At 74.5% G+C, this 18,417-nt stretch carries 13 protein-coding genes; 4 read left to right on the forward strand and 9 right to left on the reverse strand.

Annotated elements, in window-relative coordinates:
• Positions 1 to 4: 4 nt before the first annotated feature.
• A complete protein-coding gene (locus tag FB454_RS05525; RefSeq protein WP_030273860.1) occupies positions 5 to 448 on the forward strand; it encodes an RrF2 family transcriptional regulator in 444 nt (147 codons plus the stop codon).
• A gap of 174 nt (positions 449 to 622) precedes the next feature.
• On the opposite strand, the gene FB454_RS05530 is transcribed toward FB454_RS05525, so the two are convergent.
• The 7 genes from FB454_RS05530 to FB454_RS05560 all read right to left on the reverse strand — a co-directional run bounded on the left by FB454_RS05530 (position 623) and on the right by FB454_RS05560 (position 11,735).
• A complete protein-coding gene (locus FB454_RS05530) occupies positions 623 to 808 on the reverse strand; it encodes a hypothetical protein (RefSeq protein WP_123110462.1) in 186 nt (61 codons plus the stop codon).
• A 200-nt stretch (positions 809 to 1,008) separates the two neighbouring features.
• A complete protein-coding gene (locus tag FB454_RS05535) occupies positions 1,009 to 2,262 on the reverse strand; it encodes a DEAD/DEAH box helicase (RefSeq protein WP_013288420.1) in 1,254 nt (417 codons plus the stop codon).
• A 178-nt stretch (positions 2,263 to 2,440) separates the two neighbouring features.
• Complete coding sequence (gene cspE / locus FB454_RS05540; RefSeq protein ID WP_013288421.1) at positions 2,441 to 2,644, reverse strand: transcription antiterminator/RNA stability regulator CspE; 204 nt, start codon at positions 2,642 to 2,644, stop codon at positions 2,441 to 2,443.
• Between the two features lie 204 nt (positions 2,645 to 2,848).
• The gene (locus FB454_RS05545; RefSeq protein ID WP_013288422.1) at positions 2,849 to 6,253 is read right to left on the reverse strand and encodes an ATP-dependent helicase; all 3,405 of its coding nucleotides are present in this window, start codon (positions 6,251 to 6,253) and stop codon (positions 2,849 to 2,851) included.
• A 55-nt stretch (positions 6,254 to 6,308) separates the two neighbouring features.
• Positions 6,309 to 10,031 (reverse strand): ATP-dependent DNA helicase, encoded by a 3,723-nt coding sequence (locus FB454_RS05550; RefSeq protein WP_145822636.1) that lies wholly within the window; start codon positions 10,029 to 10,031, stop codon positions 6,309 to 6,311.
• A 291-nt stretch (positions 10,032 to 10,322) separates the two neighbouring features.
• The gene (locus tag FB454_RS05555) at positions 10,323 to 10,868 is read right to left on the reverse strand and encodes a TIGR00730 family Rossman fold protein (protein WP_145822600.1); all 546 of its coding nucleotides are present in this window, start codon (positions 10,866 to 10,868) and stop codon (positions 10,323 to 10,325) included.
• 3 nt (positions 10,869 to 10,871) lie between these two features.
• Positions 10,872 to 11,735 (reverse strand): LOG family protein, encoded by an 864-nt coding sequence (locus FB454_RS05560; RefSeq protein ID WP_013288425.1) that lies wholly within the window; start codon positions 11,733 to 11,735, stop codon positions 10,872 to 10,874.
• A 173-nt stretch (positions 11,736 to 11,908) separates the two neighbouring features.
• Between FB454_RS05560 and FB454_RS34790 the strand changes: the two genes are divergently transcribed.
• Positions 11,909 to 12,070 (forward strand): hypothetical protein, encoded by a 162-nt coding sequence (locus FB454_RS34790; RefSeq protein WP_013288426.1) that lies wholly within the window; start codon positions 11,909 to 11,911, stop codon positions 12,068 to 12,070.
• A gap of 48 nt (positions 12,071 to 12,118) precedes the next feature.
• Here FB454_RS34790 and dapE read toward each other — a convergent pair whose 3' ends face one another.
• Positions 12,119 to 13,192 carry a succinyl-diaminopimelate desuccinylase gene (dapE, locus tag FB454_RS05565; protein ID WP_030273854.1) on the reverse strand — a complete coding sequence of 358 codons (1,074 nt, stop codon included), beginning with the start codon at positions 13,190 to 13,192 and terminating at the stop codon, positions 12,119 to 12,121.
• Between the two features lie 102 nt (positions 13,193 to 13,294).
• Between dapE and dapD the strand changes: the two genes are divergently transcribed.
• Positions 13,295 to 14,254: a 2,3,4,5-tetrahydropyridine-2,6-dicarboxylate N-succinyltransferase gene (gene dapD, locus FB454_RS05570; RefSeq protein WP_013288428.1), complete on the forward strand. Its 960-nt coding sequence runs from the start codon at positions 13,295 to 13,297 to the stop codon at positions 14,252 to 14,254.
• 57 nt (positions 14,255 to 14,311) lie between these two features.
• On the opposite strand, the gene FB454_RS05575 is transcribed toward dapD, so the two are convergent.
• Entirely contained in the window at positions 14,312 to 17,662 is a 3,351-nt protein-coding gene (locus FB454_RS05575; protein ID WP_145822601.1) for a S8 family serine peptidase, read from the reverse strand.
• Positions 17,663 to 17,802: 140 nt separating this feature from the next.
• Here FB454_RS05575 and FB454_RS05580 point away from each other — a divergent pair, with 140 nt between their 5' ends.
• A complete protein-coding gene (locus FB454_RS05580) occupies positions 17,803 to 18,369 on the forward strand; it encodes a sugar O-acetyltransferase (RefSeq protein ID WP_145753040.1) in 567 nt (188 codons plus the stop codon).
• Positions 18,370 to 18,417: the final 48 nt, after the last annotated feature.

Raw genomic sequence — 18,417 nt, forward strand, 5'->3', positions numbered from 1 at the left:
CGTCGTGTACATCTCCGCGCGCGCCGACTACGCGCTCCGGGCCATGCTCGCCGTCGCCGACGCCGCCGTCACCACAGGCGACCCGGCGGCCGGCGGCGGCGAGCTGGTCAAGGCGGCGAGCCTGGCCGAGAGCCAGGACATCCCGCTCAGCTTCCTTCAGGGGATCCTGCTCGACCTGCGGCGGGCCGGACTGCTGCACAGCCACCGCGGCACCGAGGGCGGGTACGCGCTGACCCGCCCGCCGGACGAGATCAGTGTGGGCGACGTGCTGCGCGCGGTAGGCGGCGCGATCACGAGCGTCCGGGGCATTCCCGCCGACCGGGCCGGCTACCACGGTGTGGCCACCGGCCTGCGGGACGTGTGGCTGGCGGTGGACGGCGCCATCGCCCTGGTCGTGGACCGGACCACGCTCGCCGATCTGCTGAGCGACCGGGCCACGGCACCCTGACGCGCGTCCGTCACGGGGCCGGCGGCGGGACCGCATGATCGCTGTGCGGAAGCCCAGGGCGACGCGCCCGGCCGGTCGTCGGTCGCAGAGGCATGACTCCCGGCCGATATGACTCTGGGGCATATTTATGCCTGAGGGTCATATCGGTATCTCGGTATCATCCGCCCTGGGCGGCTACTGAGCGTGCGGGGCGCGCATCCCGGGTGTGAAGCTGCGGGCGGCGCCGCGATCCGGCGAGCCGCCGTCGGACGGCTGCCACGGCCCGAACGCGGCCACCGCGGCGAGCGCCAGGCCGGCCCCCGCCACCGCGAGCACCAGCACCACTTCCCGCGCTCCGCCCGATCCGGCTTCCCCCGCCATGAACCGCTCCCTCCGCGTCCGGCCGACCCCCCGACCGGTCCCCCGCGCAGCAGCATCACCGTCGGGTTCCGGTCGCACAGTCGGGCAGCCGACCGAACATCGACTGATTCCCGACTCAGGAGCGAACTCTCCGCCCGCTCGGAGACGGCCCGCTCGGAAGCGGCCCGCTCGGAGGCGAGCCGGTCAGGCGCGGGCCGCGGTCAGCGGCGGCGCGGGCGCCGGCGAGGACGGGTTCCCGGGGCGGGATGCGCGGCGGCGGGCGCGGTGATGGTCACCGGCACGCCGGACGGCTCCCGGGCGCCGGTGAGCCGGCTCAGCTCGCTGTCGCCGGCGCGTACCCGCGTGGTCTTGGGGTTGATGCCCGCGGTGGTCATCAGCCGGGCGACGTCGCGGCGCTGGTCCGGCAGCACGAGCGTGACCACAGTGCCCGACTCCCCGGCCCGGGCGGTCCGGCCGCCCCGGTGCAGGTAGTCCTTGGCCTCGGTGGGCGGGTCGGCGTTGACGACCAGGTCCAGCCCGTCGACGTGGATGCCCCGGGCCGCCACGTCGGTGGCCACCAGCGCGGTGACCTGGCCGGTGCGGAACTGCTCCAGGATGCGGGTGCGCTGCGGCTGCGACTTGCCACCGTGCAGCGCCGCCGCGCGTACGCCCTTGGCGAGCAGCTGGCGGGCCACCCGGTCCGCGCGGTGCTTGGTGGCGATGAAGACGATGGTGCGGCCCTCGCGGGCGGCGATGTGCGCCAGCGCGGCCGGCTTGTCCTCCGCGTCCAGGTGCAGCACGTGGTGCGTCATCGCGGTGACGGTGGCGGTGCCCGGGTCGACGGAGTGCGTCACCGGGTCGGTGAGGAACCGGCGGACCAGCCGGTCCACGCCGCGGTCGAGCGTGGCCGAGAACAGCATCCGCTGCCCGCCCGGCGCGACCTGCTCCAGCAGCTTCGTCACCTGCGGCAGGAAGCCCATGTCGGCCATCTGGTCCGCCTCGTCCAGCACGGTGATGGTCACCTGGTCCAGCCGGGCGTCCCCGCGGTCGATCAGGTCGTGCAGCCGGCCCGGCGTGGCCACCAGCACCTCGGCGCCGGCACGCAGCGCGGCCGCCTGCCGGGTCAGCGAGAGCCCGCCGACCACTGTGGCGCAGCGCAGGCCGAGCGTGGCGGCGTACGGGGCGAGCGCTTCGGTGACCTGCGCGGCCAGTTCACGGGTGGGTACGAGCACGAGCGCGAGCGGGCGGCCCGGGCGGGCCCGGCGGCCGGCCGTACGGTGCAGCAGCGGCAGCCCGAACGCGAGCGTCTTGCCGGAGCCGGTACGGCCCCGGCCGAGCACGTCGCGGCCGGCCAGCGAGTCCGGGATCGTCGCCGCCTGGATCGGGAACGGCGCGGAGATGCCCTGCGCGGCCAGCTCGGAGACGAGCGCCGGGGCCAGGCCGGTGGCGGCGAACGTGGGCAGGGTCGTGGTCATGCGGAAAGCCTTCCTCGAGGCGGCACGTGTCGAGGAAGGGCGCCGGACAGCGGCGCGTCACCGGCGTCGCCGGTGGTCACAAGCACGAACCGAAAGGGACGGGCCGGCCCGGCAGAGGCGGGCCGGCCCGTGCACCACGCCCGAGAGGGCGCGATGGTGGTGCCGGTTGATCCGAAGATCAGAGCGGGCGGATGTTCTCCGCCTGCGGGCCCTTCTGGCCCTGGGTCACCTCGAACTCGACCCGCTGGTTCTCGTCCAGGCTCCGGTAGCCGGAGGTCTGGATCGCCGAGAAGTGGGCGAAGACGTCGGCGCCGCCGTCGTCCGGGGTGATGAAGCCGAAGCCCTTGTCAGCGTTGAACCACTTGACGGTGCCAATTGCCATGTGTTTCGTCTCCTTGACGGAACGGTCGGCCCGCACGTGTTGCGGGCCGGAGAGGAGCACCCCGCGCGTGGAATACGCGGCGTGCCTGTCGCTGCTGGTCGCCCCGCCCGGAGAACTCCGGACACAACAAAGAGCGCCTGGGGCCACAATCCGCCAGGCGCACACAGAGTCTCTGGAAACCAAAACTGCAACCCAGCCAACGTATCACGGATTCGCGCGCTCCGGGAGATCCCCCGGGATTTCCGGCACGGCGGCCACCAAGGCGGCCAGTCCCTCCGCGTCGAGCAGATCGGCCGGGCGGACGGTGGCGGAGTCCCGCACGTAGTGGAACGCGGCGCCGACCCGGTCCACCGGCACCCCGGCCAGTTCCGCCCAAGCCAGCCGGTAGACAGCCAGCTGCACCGCCGCCGCGTCGGCCTCCCGGCCGGCCGGCTGCCGCCCGGTCTTCCAGTCGACCACGTCGTAGCGCCCACCCGGGCGGGCGAACACGGCGTCCATCCGCCCCCTGATCACCACCCCGGCGATGACAGTGGCGAACGGCACCTCCACCTCCACCGGCACCCGGTCGGCCCACTCGCCGGCCAGGAAGCGCTCCTGCAACTCGGCCAGCGCCTCGTCCGGGGCCGCGTCCTCGTCCGCCGCGCCGGGCAGCTCGTCCACGTCGAGCAGCCGGTCGGTGCCGAAGCGCTGCTCCAGCCAGGCGTGGAACGCGGTGCCGCGCCTGGCGTACGGGTTCGGTTCGGTCGGCATCGGGCGGCGCAGCGTACGGGCCAGCGCCTCCGGGTCGCGGCGCAACGCCACGAGCTGGGTCACCGAGAGCTGGCCGGGTAGTTCGACCTCGACCGCCTCGGCCTGCCGGGCCAGCTCCGCCCGCTCGGCGAGCAGGAGATCGGCCTCGCGCCGCCAGCGGGCCACCTCGGCGTCGTCCGCCGCTCCCGTGGTGGCGAGCACTGCCGCCTCGCGACGGGCCGTCTCCGGGTCGGCCAGGTGGCGGCGGACCAGCGCCGCCGCCTCGGTCAGCGCCGGGCGGCGGGTGCCCAGCGGGTCGGCCGGCCACTCGGCCCGCAGCACCGTCTCGGTGGTCGGGTTCACCGCGTCCCCGGCCGGCTCCGGCGTCCACGCGTCCACCACGTGCCCGTCCCCGCCCGCCAGGCAGGCGTCGTGCACCTCCCGCAGGAACACCGACGGGCCGCGGAACCGCTTGGTCCCCTCCCCCCACCAGTAGCCGGAGCAGAGCAGCAGCCGACGCGGGCGGGTCACCGCCACGTACGCCAGCCGGCGCTCCTCCCGCTCGTCGTGCGCCCGCCAGGCGTCGGTGAAGTCGGTCAGCGCACGGGCCACGCCGCGCTGGTCCTCCGCCTCCGGCAGGGCCAGCTCGGGCAGCCCGTCCGCGTCGCCGCGCAACGGGAACGGCAACACGCCCAGCCCGCCCAGCCAGTGGTCGGAGTTGCGGACCGGCCCCGGCCAGACGCCCCGGGTCATCCCCGCCACCGCCACCACGTCCCACTCCAGGCCCTTCGCGGCGTGCGCGGTGAGCACCTGCACCGCGCCGGCCACCACCTCGACCTCGCCGGGCGCCAGCCCGCGCTCCTCGTCCTCGGCGGCGGCCAGGTAGGCGAGGAAACCGGCCAGCGTGGCGCCGGGCGTCTCGCCGCTGAACCGGGCCGCCACGTCGCCGAGCGCGTCCAGGTGCGCGCGGGCCAGCCCGGCGTCGCCCGCGCCGTCCCGGCCGGCCCGGACCGCCACCTCGACGTCGAGCCCGATGGTCCGCTCGATGTCCGCGATCAGCTCCGGCAGGGACTGGTCCAGCCGGTAGCGCAGCAGCGCCAGCTCCATCCCGTACGAGCGCAGCCGCGCGTAGCCCTCGGCCGAGTACGCCTGCGCCGGCCCCAGGTCCGCCAGCGCCTCCACGAGCGTCGCCTCGTCCAGCGCGTCCACGGTGATCTCCGGGCCCTCGTCGCCGGTGAGCTCCCGGCGGCTGCGGGCGATGGCGCGGGCCCGGCGGTGCAGGGCGACCAGATCACGCGGGCCGATCCGCCAGCGCGCGCCTGTCAGCAGCCGCAGCAGCGCCGCCCCGTCGGTCGGGTCGGCGAGCACGCGCAGCGTGCACACCACGTCCCGTACCTCGGGGGTGTCCAGCAGCCCACCCAGGCCGACCACGTCGACCGGCAGTCCGCGGGCACGCAACGCCGCCTCGATCGCCGGGATCTGGCTGCGCAGCCGCACCAGCACCGCAGTGGTCGGGCGGCGGTCGGCCGGGATGTGCTCGGGCAGCGCGCCGGGCATCCCGGCCGCGCCCCGCCAGGCCGCCAGCACGCTGTCCGCGATCCAGTCGGCCTCGTCGGCGTACGTCTCCAGCAGCGCGCAGTGCACGGTGCCGCCGGCCTGCCCGCCCGGCGTGCGGTGCGGGATCGGGTCGCGGACGCTGAGCGCGGCGTGCAGTTCCGGCACCCGCGCGCCGGCCGCCCGCAGCGGCACCGACAGCGTGTTGGCGACGCCGAGGATCTCCGGCCGGTTGCGCCAGCTCGTGGTCAGGCTGAGCACGTCGGCGGGGCTGCCGTCGGTGCGGGCGAACTCGGCCGGGAACCGGTCGAGCGTGCCGGCGCTGGCCCCGCGCCAGCCGTAGATGGACTGGCAGGGGTCGCCGACCGCGGTGACCGGGTGGCCGCCGCCGAACAGCGCGTTGAGCAGCACCACCTGGGCGTGGCTGGTGTCCTGGTACTCGTCGAGCAGCACCACCCGGAACCGGTCCCGCTCGATCACCCCGACGCCGGGATGGTCACGGGCCACCCGGGCCGCGCGGGCGAGCTGGTCGGCGAAGTCCATCGCCTCGAAGTCGTCCTTGCGCCGGGCGTACGCGCGCACGAGCGGCAGCAGCTTCAGCCGGGTCCGCTGGAGCTGGAGCGCCTTGCGGACGTCGGCGTAGACCCGGCCCGGCCGGGACTGCACGTCGGCGAAGAACCGGCCGGTCCAGGCGGCCAGCTCGTCCGGGTCGACCAGGTGCTCGTCCAGCTCACCGGCGAGCGCCAGCACGGCGTCGGTGATGGTCGACGGCATCCGGTCCACCTCGGACATGTCGCCGTCGTAGTTGCGCACCAGCAGGTCGACGAGCTGCCAGCGGGACGCCTCGGTGAGCAGCCGGGTGGTCGGCTCGTACCCGGCGCGCAAGCCGTGCTCGGTGACGATCCGCCCGGCGTACGAGTGGTACGTGGACACGGTCGGCTCGCCCGCCAGCGGGTCGTCGTGCGGATCCCGCCCCTGCCGGCCGAGCCGCCGGATGAGCTGGTCGAGCCGGGTGCGGACCCGGTGCGCCAGCTCGCCGGCCGCCTTGCGGGTGAAGGTGAGGCCGAGGATGTGCTCGGGGCGTACGTAGGAGTTGGCGACCAGCCACATCACCCGCGCGGCCATCGTCTCGGTCTTGCCCGAGCCGGCGCCCGCGACCACCAGCAGCGGCTCCACCGGCGCGGCGATGATCGCGGCCTGCTCCCGGGTGGGCGCCGGCAGCCGCAGCAGCCGGGCCAGCTCGACGGGCGTGTAGCGGGGCCCCGCGTCGGCGGTGCGCGGCGCGGGCGTGGCGGAGGCGCCGAACAGCGCCGGCTGAACAGTCATGGTCCAGTCTTTGTTCGCGACTGCGGGGCTCGCAAAACCGGCTCACTCCTCGCGCTCACGGCTGGTTCTCCGGTGGCGGCTCGACCACCTGGCGGCCCTGGCCGGACACCGGGCAGCTGGTGCGTACCGGGCAGACCCGGCACTTGGAGTTGGCCACTGCGGCGAACGTCGAGGCGGCCATCGTGTCTGCGGTACGGCGCACCAGCGCGGTGGCCCACCCGGCCTCCGGGCCCTCCCCGGCCGCCGCCTGGGTCTGCTCCTTGGCGTCCCGCGCGCCGGTGCCGAGCTGCACCAGCGCCGCCCCGCCCGGTTCCTCGCCGAACTCGGCGAACCCGCCCGCCTCCACCGCTGCCTGGTACGCGCCGAGCTGCGGATGCTCGGCCACCTCCCGCTCGGTGACAGCCGTCGACTTGCCGGTCTTCAGGTCGATCACCACGAGCCGCCCCTCGTCGTCGACCTCCAGCCGGTCGACCCGGCCGGTCAGCTCGATCGGACGGGACGGGTCGTCGAGGCGGACCGCGAACTCGTGCTCGATCGCGAGCAGCCGGCGCGGGTTGCCGGCCAGCCAGCGCAGCAGCTTGTCCACCATCGCCTCGGCGCGCTGCCGCTCCGGGCCGGCCATCCACCGGGCGGCCAGCTCGATCGCGTCGAACCGGGCGGCCACGTACTCCAGCAGCGCCTCCCGGTCGACGCTGGCATCCTCGGCCAGCATCGCGGCGGCGTGCACCAGGTTGCCCACGCCCTGCGCGGCGCTGGCCGGGCCGCTGCCGCCGTGCCGTTCCAGCAGCCAGCGCAGGCTGCACCGCAACGCGCTCTCCATCGCCGACGGGGTGACCCGCACCGGCTCGCCCTCGTCGACGAGCGGCCGGTCGTCGGACAGGCCGCGCAGCCCCCACCAGTCGTCCGGGTGCGCGCCGGGCACGCCGGCGGCGGCCAGCCGCGCCAGCTCACCCGCCGCCGCGTGCCGCCGGGTGATCGGCGTCGCCGGGTCGGTGACTGCGGTACGCAGCTCCGCCACCAGCGCGGACAGGGTGAGCCCACGCGGCGGGAGGGTGACCGGGAGCGCCGCGGGCGGCCCGTCCTGCGGATGCTCGTCCCCGTGCGGCACCGGCCCGTCCACGATGCCCCCGCGCATGGCCGTACGTGTCGGTCCGTTCCCGGTCGGTCCGTTTCCGGTCGCGTTCGGGCCGGTCGGATTCGGGCCGGTCGGAGCCGGGCCGGTCGGGTTCGGGCCGGTCGGGGCGGTGCCGCCTCCGCCGGTGGCGGGTGGGTCGGCGGCGGCCAGTTCGTGCAGGAAGCGGCTCGGCTGCTCCTCGTGGTCGTCCCCGCCGACAGCGGCGGACGCCACGGCGGTGACCAGCAGCCGCCGCCGCGCCCGGCTGATCGCCACGTGGAACAGCCGCCGCTCCTCGTCCAGCAGCGCCGACGTCTGCCCGACCAGGCTGGCCCGCAGCCCGGCGCCGTCGGCGCGACCGGCGAGCACGTCGACGAGCCGCTCCGAGCCGAGCAGGCTGCCGCGCAGGCGCAGGTCCGGCCAGACGCCCTCCTGCACCCCGGCCACCGCGACCAGATCCCACTCCAGACCCTTGGCGGCGTGCGCGGTGAGCAGGCGTACCGCGTCGCCCCGGTCGGCGGCGGCGGCGAGCGTGTCGGCGGGCAGCTCCTGCCCGAGGACGTGGTCGAGGAACACCTCGGTACGCGCGCCGGGCAACCGGTCGGTGAACCGGGCCGCCGCGTCGAAGAGGACGAGTACGGCGTCCAGGTCACGGTCGGCGGCCTCGGCCCGCCAGCGCTGGGCGGTCTCGTGCTCGCCGGTGGCCGCCCGCCCCCGGGTGATCGCCCCGGCCCAGCGTTCGGCCAGCCCGCTCTCCCGCCACACCGCCCAGAGCACGTCCTCGACTGTGGCGCCGGGCCGGCCGGCCGTCTCCCGGGCGGTCGCGAGCAGGTGCGCCACGGCCTGCGCGGGGGCCGCCCAGCGACGCTCGATGGTGGCCAGTTCGGCCGGGTCGCGAAGTGCCTCCACCAGCAGCTCGCCGGAGGGACGGCGGTCACCGGCGGCCAGCGCCAGCGCCCGCAACCCCTGGCGCAGCCGCCGTTCGGCCAGCGGGTCGGCCCCGCCCAGCGGGGAGTGCAGCAGCGCGACCGCCGCCTCCTCGTCCAGCCGGTCGGGTTCGAGCGCGCAGCGCAGCAGGAGCAGCAGCGGGGCGACCGCCGGCTGGAGGTGCAGCGGCAGGTCCTCGCCGTGCACGACGGTCGGCACACCGGCCGTGTGCAGGGCGCGCCGCAGCGACGGCAGTTGCCGGCCGGTGGAGCGGACCAGCACCGCCATCCGGGACCACGGCACGCCGTCGAGCAGGTGCGCCTCGCGCAGGGCGTGCGCCAGCCACGCCGACTCGCTGGTGGCGGACCGGAACGTCAGTACCTCCACCGTTCCGGCGGGCACGCCGGGAAGCGGGCGCAGCCGCCGGTGCCCCGCCGGGCCGCGCAGCCGCCGGGCCAGCCGGGCGGTCGCCGCCAGCAGTTCCGGCCCGGCCCGGTACGAGGTGGTCAGCGTGACCTGCGCCGCCGGAGCACCGGAGGCGGTGCGGAAGCGGTGCGGGAACGTGGTGACGCCCGCCGGGTCGGCGCCGCGAAACGCGTACGTGGACGAGTCCGGGTCGGCGAACGCGACGAGGGACCGGCCGCCTCCGGCCACCACGGCGAGCAGGTCGAGCTGGGCCGGGTCGGTGTCGGCCAGCTCGTCGACGTACACGTGGGTCAGGCGACGACGCTCGGCGGCGAGCAGCTCGGGGTCGTCGAGCAACATGCCGGTGGCGGCGCGCACCAGTTCCGCCGGGTCGTACGCCACCGAGCCCCGGTTGCTCACGTCCCGCAGGGCGAGCACGGCGACGTACTCCCGCAGGAAGCGCGCGGCGGCCGGCCAGTCGGCGCGGCCCAGCTTCTCGCCCAGCCGGGCCAGCTCGACCGGGCCGACGCCGCGCTCCGCGGCACGCATCAGCAGGTCGCGGAGCTGCTGGGCGAACGCCCGGGTACGCAGCGCGGGGCGCAGGTCCTCCGGCCAGCCGACCGGGTCGTCGCCGGGTTCCTCCCCCACCACGTCGAGCAGCTCACGAATGATCAGGTCCTGCTCGGGGCCGGTGAGCAGCCGGGGCGAAGGCTCACCGCGTTCGGCAGCCGCGCGGCGCAGCAGCCCGAAGGCGTACGCCGGGAACGTGCGCACCAGCGGCTCACGGATCACCCGGTGCCCGCCCTCGGCGATGCGCGCCTCGATCCGGTGGCGCAGTTCGGTGGCGCCGCGCCGGCCGAAGGTGAGCACGAGGATCCGCTCCGGGTCGACACCCTCGGCCACGCGGGCCGCGACCGCCTCGACGAGCGTCGTCGTCTTGCCGGTGCCAGGGCCGCCCACGACGAGCATCGGCCCGTCGGTGTGCGCGATCACCTCGGCCTGCACCGGGTCCACCGCACGCACACGGCTCAGTCTCTGCCCGGCCCCGGTCTCCCGGGTCTCGTCGCCGGTCCGCGCTTCTTCGCCCCCCGCATCCGGCGTGGTCGCGGGTGGGGCAGCTCCGCGTGTGCCGGTGCCGGGTGTCGCGGGAGTCGTGGCGTCGGCGGGCGGCGTGATGGGCTCCGGGTGTGCGGCATCGCCCGCCGACCCCCCGGATCGCGGCTCCGCATCAGCCGGCCCACCGGGCCGACCCACCCCCTGCCCCGCCCCGGCGTCGTGGGTGACCCCCGCCTCCGCGCCGCCGGGCCGGCGCACCAACCGGTACGCCTGCATCACCGACATCCCACCACGCCGGTACGACACCCGGAAACCGACCGCCGTCCCGCCCGTCACCAGCTCACCTGCCCGCAGCGTGCACCACTGCCCGGCTCTGCCACACACCCGTCTCTCAGGCGTTCACGCGATTTCGGCGAAGTGGCGGCATCCCACCCCTAGATCAACATCACCTCGGGGAAATGGCCACATCACACACGCCCGGACACCACCACCTCCCCGAAATGGTGTCGATCAAGCCCGTCGAAACGGTGGTGCACAAGGACGGGCCGACCGGGCGGGCGGGGTGGGTCAGGTCAGGCGGGTGTCTATCAGGTCCAGGGCGGCGGGGACGCTGTCGACGACCAGCAGCAGGTCCAGCGCGGCCGGCTTGAGGAACCGCTGCTCACCGAGCCCGCGGATCCAGTCGAGCAGCGGCCGGTAGAAGCCGTCCACGTCGACGATCACCATCGGCTTGGCGTGCAGGGCCAGGGTGGCTGTGGTCCAGACCTCGAACAGCTCGTCGAGCGTGCCGAGCCCGCCGGGCAGCGCCACGAACGCGTCGGACTTCTCGTCCATCAGCGTCTTGCGGCTGGCCAGGCTGTCGGTGACCAGCAGCTCGTCGGAGTCCAGGTCGGCGACCTCCAGGTCGACCAGGGACTGCGGGATGACGCCGACGGTGCGACCGCCGGCCGCCCGCGCGCCCTGCACCACGGCGCCCATCATCCCGACGCAGCCGCCGCCGCTGACCAGCGTGTGGCCGCGCCGGGCCAGTTCCTCACCGGTCTCGGTGGCGAGCGCCAGCCAGCGGGCGTCGAGGGTACGGGAGGACGCGCAGAAGACACAGACGTTGGCCACGGGTCAGCTCCGTCCCGCCGGGCCCTCGGGGGCGGCCTCGGCGGCCGCGCGCTGGTCGGCGGCCACCCGGGCGACCGCCTCCTCGCGGACCGCTTCCTGCTCGGCGGAGAGCACGGCCTCGGCCTCCACGATGTGCCGGACCGCCTCGTTGACGTCGTCGGTGAGGCGGATCAGGTCGAGGTCGGCCGGACCGATCTTGCCCTCGGTGGCCATGGTGCCGCGCAGCCAGTCGAGCAGGCCCTGCCAGTAGTCGGTGCCCATCAGCACGACCGGGAAGCGGGTCACCTTGCCGGTCTGCACCAGGGTGAGCGCCTCGAACAGCTCGTCCAGGGTGCCGAAGCCGCCGGGCAGCACCACGAACGCCTGGGCGTACTTGACGAACATGGTCTTGCGGGCGAAGAAGTAGCGGAAGTCGATGGCCAGGTCGACCCAGTCGTTGAGGCCCTGTTCGAACGGCAGCTCGATGCCGAGCCCGACGGAGAGGCCACCGGCCTCACCGGCGCCCCGGTTGGCGGCCTCCATCACGCCGGGACCGCCGCCGGTGATCACCGCGTACCCGGCCCGGGCCAGCGCGCCGCCCAGTTCCTCGGCCATCCGGCACTCGGGGCTGTCCGGCTTGCTGCGGGCGGAGCCGAACACGCTCACCGCCGGGGGCAGGTCGGCGAGGGTGTCGAAGCCCTCGACGAACTCGGACAGGATCCGCAGCGCGCGCCAGGCGTCCTTGGTCTTCCAGTCGCTGCGTCCCCGGGAGTCGAGCAGCCGCTGGTCGGCCGTACTCGTCGGAATCGCCCGGTTGCGCAGCGTCACCGCGCCGCGGTGCCGTTCTCCCCGGTGCCGCTCCCCCCGCTGGCCGTGCCCGGCCGACATTCCGCTGCTCTCGCCCATGGGGTCACCGTAGTAGAGCGGCTCCGGCGGGGCGCGCAGGCCCGGGAGCCGAAGAAATCTTTGGGATCCGGGCAACTAATTCGGTCGCACGTACGTCTTACTATTCACATACCCGGTATACCCCGGGCGACGCGCCTTCGGGGGAGGAGCCAGCGTTGATCAGTAACAGCGAGATGATCCGGATCCGCCGTCAGATGCAGCGGCGGATCCGTGACGTGGTGGCCGAGCGCCGCCGCGCCCGGATGATGGAGACCCACCGGTCCGACCTGACCGGCGAGACCGGCGAGGCGGAAGCACCCCTGACGACGACCGTCTGACGGTCCCGGGGTCCGCGAGGCGGGCGCGGACCCCGGGATCGCAGCGCGTCAGGCCGGGGCCAGCCAGCGGTGCAGCGTCGCCGCGCCGTCCCGGATCTTGGTCAGTTCGACGTGCTCGTCCTTGTGGTGCGCCAGGTTCGGGTCGCCGGGGCCGAAGTTCAGCGCCGGAATGCCCATGGCCGCGAACCGCGCCACGTCCGTCCAGCCCAGCTTGCCGATCGGCGCCGCACCGACCGCCGCCAGGAACTCCTGCGCCGCCGGGCTCTCCAGTCCGGGCGGCGCACCGGCCGCCGCGTCGGTGACCTCCAGCTCGAAGCCGGCGAAGACCTCGCGCAGGTGCGCCTCGGCGCCCGCCGGGTCGCGGTCCGGGGCGTACCGGTAGTTGATCTCGATCTCGCAGCGGTCCGGGATGACGTTGCCGGCCACCCCGCCGGTGATCCGCACCGCGTTGAGACCCTCGCGGTAGTCGCAGCCCTCGATCGTCACCCGGCGGGCCTCGTACGTGGTCAGCCGCCGCAGCACCTCGCTCGCGCCGTGGATGGCGTTGACGCCGTGCCAGGAGCGCGCCGCGTGGGCCCGCTCGCCGTGCGTGGTGACCACCGCCCGCATGGTGCCCTGGCAGCCCGCCTCGACGATCCCGTACGTCGGCTCCAGCAGCACCGCGAAGTCGGCCTCCAGCCACTCGGGGTGGCTCTGCGCGACCAGGGTGAGGCCGTTGTACTTCGACTCGATCTCCTCGGCCTCGTAGAAGAAGTACGTGACGTCGTAGCGCGGGTCGGGCAACGTCACCGCCAGGTGCAGCGCGAAGGCGACCCCGGACTTCATGTCGGAGGTGCCGCAGCCGTACATCAGGTCGCCACGCATGGTCGAGGGGAAGTTGCCGTTGAGCGGAACGGTGTCCAGATGGCCGGCGAGCACCACGCGCTGCGCCCGACCCAGGTCGGTCCGGGCCATGACGGTGTTCGAGTGCCGGTAGGTGGTCAGGTGCGGCACACCGCGCAGCACCTCCTCGACGCAGTCGGCGATGGCCTTCTCGTTGAGGGATACCGACTCGATGTCGACCAGGGCGCGGGTCAGCGCCACCGGATCGGCCAGGACCTCGGGGGTCAACGGGTTCTGCATGTCTCGCACGGTACCGTCATCCTCGGTGGGCGCGAGGGACACGTGCCGCGCCCCCGGCCGCGAGCAGCGGCGGACGCCGCCGCCGGAACGAGAGGTGACACAGTGACGTCCGCACCATCCGCCTGGGGCATCGGCCTGGCCACCGTCACCGCGCAGGACCAGGTGCTCGACACCTGGTACCCGACCGGCAAGCTGGGTCTGGGCGAGCTGCCTCTGGTGCCCGGCGAGGACCGGGCCGACGTGCTCGACCTGCCTCCGGGCGCGATCGGGGAGCGGGCGCTGCCCGGGTTGCGCACTGTCGAGGTGACCACTGTGATCGGCTCGCTGGACGACCCGATCAAGGACGCCGCCGACGCGTACCTGCGGTTGCACCTGCTCTCCCACCGCCTGGTGCGGCCCAACGAGCTGAACCTCGACGGCATCTTCGGCAAGCTGGCGAACGTGGCCTGGACGTCGGCCGGGCCGTGCCCGCCGGAGCGGGTGGACGAGCTGCGTGTCATCGAGCGGGCCGCCGGCCGCCACCTGTCCGTGTACGGGGTGGACAAGTTCCCCCGGATGACCGACTACGTGGTGCCGTCGGGGGTGCGGATCGCGGACGCGGACCGGGTCCGGCTGGGCGCGTACCTGTCGTCCGGCACCACCGTGATGCACGAGGGCTTCGTCAACTTCAACGCCGGCACGCTCGGCACCTCGATGGTCGAGGGCCGCATCGTGCAGGGTGTGGTTGTCGGCGACGGTTCCGACATCGGCGGCGGCGCCTCGATCATGGGCACGCTCTCCGGCGGCGGGACCGAGAAGGTGCGCATCGGTGAGCGGAGCCTGGTCGGCGCGAACGCCGGTGTCGGCATCACGCTCGGCGACGACTGCGTGGTGGAGGCCGGCTGCTACATCACCGCCGCCTCGAAGATCACCCTGCCGGACGGCCGGACGGTCAAGGCCCGCGAGCTGTCCGGCGTCGACGGGCTGCTGTTCTGGCGCAACTCGGTGACCGGTGCGCTGGAGGCGAAGCCCCGCACCGGCCAGGGCATCGCGCTCAACGCCGCGCTGCACGCCAACGACTGAGGCGTACCCCCGTCCGGGTCCGCGACGGCGACCGCCGCGCGGACCCGGACGGCCGACTCACCGCAGGCGGTACGCCTGGATGATCCGCTGGGTCACGGTGTTGCCGGCGTCGTCACGGGCGGTGGCCCGCAGCGACGCGTACCCCGGGCCGGCCGGGTGCCGGACGGTGGCCGTCCACGCCCCGCCCTGCTTCTTCAGGGCCGCCTTCTGCCAGGTCTTGCCACCGTCGTAGGAGACGTCGACGGTGAGCGCCACGACCCGGCCGGACGGCGCGCCGGGCTGACGCTGCACCGTCACCGGCACGGTGAACGTCCGGCCCGCCGGGGCCGAGCTGTCCGCCGCCAGCGGCGGGGTGAACCGGACCGCCATGGCCGGCAGCCGGGCCGGCACGTCGCCCGGTACCCGCTTGGAGCGGAACGTCCAGCTCGCCGTGACCTCGGTGCTCAGGTCGGTGAAGCCGCGCGTCGCACTGGTCTCCAGCCGGTAGTTCGCCGTTCCCGGCGGCACTGTGAACTCGCCGTAACCCGGGTAGGGCGACTCGTCGACAAGCTTGCCGTTGCGGTAGAGCCGGGTGTGCTCGGTGTCGTTGAGCGAGCCGCCCGGGTGCCCGGCCGCGTCGCTGTGCACCGGCAGCGAGACGATGACGGTGTCGCCGGTACGGGTGATGCCCTGCTCCGGCCACTGCGGCTGCGGGAACGACGGGCCGAACGGGGCCTTGTTCCACTCGTCGCGGTAGCTGTGCCCGGCCCGGTAGCGGGTCGGCACTCGTTCCAGCGCCGCCCGCGGCTCCAGCCAGCCCTCCTCGGCCCGCTCACCGAAGGCCAGCTCGGCGCTCCAGCGGGTCCGGGTGACGCTGAGGTGGTCGATCCGCTTGCCCGGCACCTGGACGGGCAGGACGATCGCCGAGCCGCCCATGTTGTAGTCGCGCTCCGCGTAGACGACCAGTTCGTTGTCCATCCCGGCGTAGCCGGCGGCGAACCGGTTCGTGACGGTGGCCAGGTCGGCCGGCCGGTAGTGCCGGACGAAGCCGGTCGGGAACCGGCCCGGGAACAGGTCGTTCAGGCCGTAGAAGTACGGGCTGCGCTCGGGCGCTGTGGGCTCGGCCCACTGGCTGGCGAGCGCGCCGACGAAGACCTTGTCGGAGACGGTACGGCCGATCTGGGCCGAGTAGAGGCCCTCGAACCTGTCGGTCCACAGCCCGAAGCTGTTGTAGTAGTCGCCGAATCCCCAGGCCGCTGTGAGGTCGATCAGCAGTGGCGCCGCGCCGCGCTGCGGCACCGTGGTGCGGATCGGCTTCGCCCGCCGGGCGTCCAGCGCGAGCCGCTGGTTCCCGGCCACCACCAGTTCCGGCTGGGCGAGGAAGGAGACCTCCGACCAGCCCTGGTCACCGTCGACGAAGATCAGGCTCTGTACGCCGTACCGGCCCTTCGGCACCCGGATCCGGGTCTCGCCGCCGGCGCCGTAGACGTCCCGGTAGGTGCCGTCGTCGAGCCCGAGCAGGACGGTGTAGTAGCCGTCGGTCAGGGCGCCGGAGCGGTTGCGGTGGGTCACGGTCAGGTCGTAGCTCTCCACCTCGCGGTCGACAGCGAGCGGGGTCACCACCACCGCGTCGCCGGCGCGGGCGAGCAGGCGGCCGGTCCAGTAGCCGTCGGCGCCGCCGAGCCGGGTGTCGATCACCACTGTCACCTGGGCGCTGCCGCCCGCCGGAACGGTGAGCCGCGAGGTGCTGAGGGTGAGCATGCCGGCCGGCGCGGTCCGCCCGCCCGGTCCGGTGAACTCGGTGCTCAGATCGAGCGTGAGCGGGGCGGTCCCGCCGTTGCGGTAGGTGACGGTCCGGCTGACCGGCTGGTCGTCGGTGTGCGGCCAGGCCGCCACGCCGAACGAGACGGACGCCGGTTCGCTCGTCACCTGCTGGGTGATCGCGCGGGCGACGTCGACCCGGCCCGCACCCTGCTGGAACGCGGTCTGCTCCGGGTGCGGCTTCGCCGAGGCCATCAGCGTCGCCTTGTAGCGCTCGGGCGTCCAGCCGGGGTGCTGCTGGGCGAGCAGCGCGACCGCGCCGGCCACGTGCGGGGCGGCCATCGACGTGCCGGACAGCGAGGCGTACCGGTCCCCCACCGGGTCGCCGATCTGGCCGTGCGCGGCCCGCGCGGCCACGATCTCCACACCCGGCGCGGTGATGTCCGGCTTGATCGCCCCGTCGCCGACCCGGGGCCCGCGGCTGGAGAAGTCGGCGAGCACGTCGTCCCGGTCCACAGCGCCGACCGCGAGCGCGGCGTCGGCGGTGGCCGGCGAGCCGACCGAACCGTCGGCGCCGTCGTTGCCGGCGGAGATCACGAACAGCGTCCCGTGCTGCTCGGTGAGCGTACCGACCGCCTCCTCCAGCGGGTCCACCTCCGGGGTGTCACCGCCGCTGAGGCTCATGTTGACCACAGTGGCGTGCTGCTCGGCCGCGGCCCACTGCATGCCGGCCAGGATGGCCGACTCGGTGCAGCCGTAGACCTCACAGACCTTCCCGGACAGCAGCGTGGCGTCCGGCGCCACGCCCCGGTACTTCCCGCCCGAGGCGGCGCCGCTGCCCGCGATGGTGGAGGCCACGTGCGTGCCGTGCCCGACGATGTCGTCCGGGTCCGCCTCCTCGGTGAAGTTGCGCGACTCGGCGACCTTGCCGGCCAGGTCCGGGTGGCTGAGGTCGACGCCGGTGTCGAGCACCGCGACCCGCACGCCCTTACCGGTCCAGCCGGCGGCCCAGGCGGTCGGCGCGCCGATCTGCGGCACGCTGTGATCGAGAGTCAGCCGCCGCCGGCCGTCGAGCCAGATCCGGTCGACACCCCCCGCCGCGTCGAGCCGGGCGCCGGAGCGGTCGGCGCTCACCGCCTTCCAGAGCGCGCCGGTGTCGCCCTTGTCGGCGACGACGGCCGCGCCGGCGATCGCCGGCAGGTCGCGGGTCACCCGCGCGCCGGCGAGCGGGGCCGCCGTCCGCCGGGCCACCCCCGGCCGGTACGTCACGAGCAGCGGTACGCTGCCGCGCCGCGCGTCGTCGTACCCGGCCTCGATCAGCCCGCTCACGTCGAACAGGCGCCGGTCGAGCTTGCCGGCGCGGACCAGCGGGAGCGCGTCCTGCGGCATCACGGTGAGCCGGTCGCGCTCCCGCCCGACCAGGAACTGGATGCCGGCGCGGCCGGCGCCGGGGCGTACCGCGGCACGGCCGCCCGAGGCGACTGTGACCCGGTCGCCGGTGATCAGGGTGACGGTGACCGGGCCGGCGCCGGGCTGGGCGGACGGGCCGGCAGGGGCGGACGGGCCGGTCGGCGCGGTGGGCGTGGCGGCCAGCGCGGGCACCGGCAGGCCGAGCGCCAGCGCCAGGCCGAGGCCGAGCGCCGTCATCTTTCTGCGGTTCCGGAGCAACCTTCCTCCTTCGTCGGACGTTTCATCGATGAGAGACACATCGACGCGGGTATCAGGATTGCATACCGCGTATGCATCGGGAAGTCGCCGATCCGACGGAACCGCCGCCCCGGTCCCGGGCGGGCCGGGACGATCGAGCAATGACCTCCATGAAGGACCGGATGCTGGCCGGCGAGCAGTACATCGCCGACGACCCCGCGATCATCGCCGATCTGGAGCGCGCGGCCCGGCTCGGCGAACGCTTCAACCGCAGCTCCGCCGACGACCCGGCGGGCCGCCTCGCCGCGCTGCGCGAACTGCTCGGCTCGCTCGGCGACGACGCCTGGGTCCGGCCGCCGCTGTACTGCGACTACGGCTTCCAGACGCACATCGGCCCGCGCACCTTCGTCAACTTCAACGCGGTCCTCCTCGACGTCGCCCGCATCACCATCGGCGCGGACGTCCAGATCGGACCGAACGTGCAGCTGCTCACCGCCACCCACCCGGTGGAGCCGGAGGCGCGCCGGGCCAAGTGGGAGTCGGCCCAGCCCATCACCATCGGTGACAACGTCTGGCTCGGCGGGGGCGTGATCGTGCTGGCCGGGGTGACCATCGGCGAGAACACGGTGGTCGGCGCCGGCGCGGTGGTCACCCGCGACCTACCGGCCAACGTGGTGGCGGTGGGTAACCCCGCTCGCCCGATCAGGAACCTGGATCAACCGTCCTGAGCTGCGGGAACAACCGCTCCAGCGGATGCGGATTCCCGTCCGGTCACG

The organism is Micromonospora sp. CNZ297, assembly GCF_007827625.1.

Excerpts from the sequence above, each read along its gene's own strand:
- FB454_RS05530 (WP_123110462.1), bottom strand. The coding sequence starts at position 808 with ATGGCGGGGGAAGCCGGATCGGGCGGAGCGCGGGAAGTGGTGCTGGTG.
- FB454_RS05535 (WP_013288420.1), bottom strand. The coding sequence starts at position 2,262 with ATGACCACGACCCTGCCCACGTTCGCCGCCACCGGCCTGGCCCCGGCG.
- cspE (WP_013288421.1), bottom strand. The coding sequence starts at position 2,644 with ATGGCAATTGGCACCGTCAAGTGGTTCAACGCTGACAAGGGCTTCGGC.
- FB454_RS05545 (WP_013288422.1), bottom strand. The coding sequence starts at position 6,253 with ATGACTGTTCAGCCGGCGCTGTTCGGCGCCTCCGCCACGCCCGCGCCG.
- FB454_RS05550 (WP_145822636.1), bottom strand. The coding sequence starts at position 10,031 with ATGCAGGCGTACCGGTTGGTGCGCCGGCCCGGCGGCGCGGAGGCGGGG.
- FB454_RS05560 (WP_013288425.1), bottom strand. The coding sequence starts at position 11,735 with ATGTCGGCCGGGCACGGCCAGCGGGGGGAGCGGCACCGGGGAGAACGG.
- dapE (WP_030273854.1), bottom strand. The coding sequence starts at position 13,192 with ATGCAGAACCCGTTGACCCCCGAGGTCCTGGCCGATCCGGTGGCGCTG.
- FB454_RS05580 (WP_145753040.1), top strand. The coding sequence starts at position 17,803 with ATGACCTCCATGAAGGACCGGATGCTGGCCGGCGAGCAGTACATCGCC.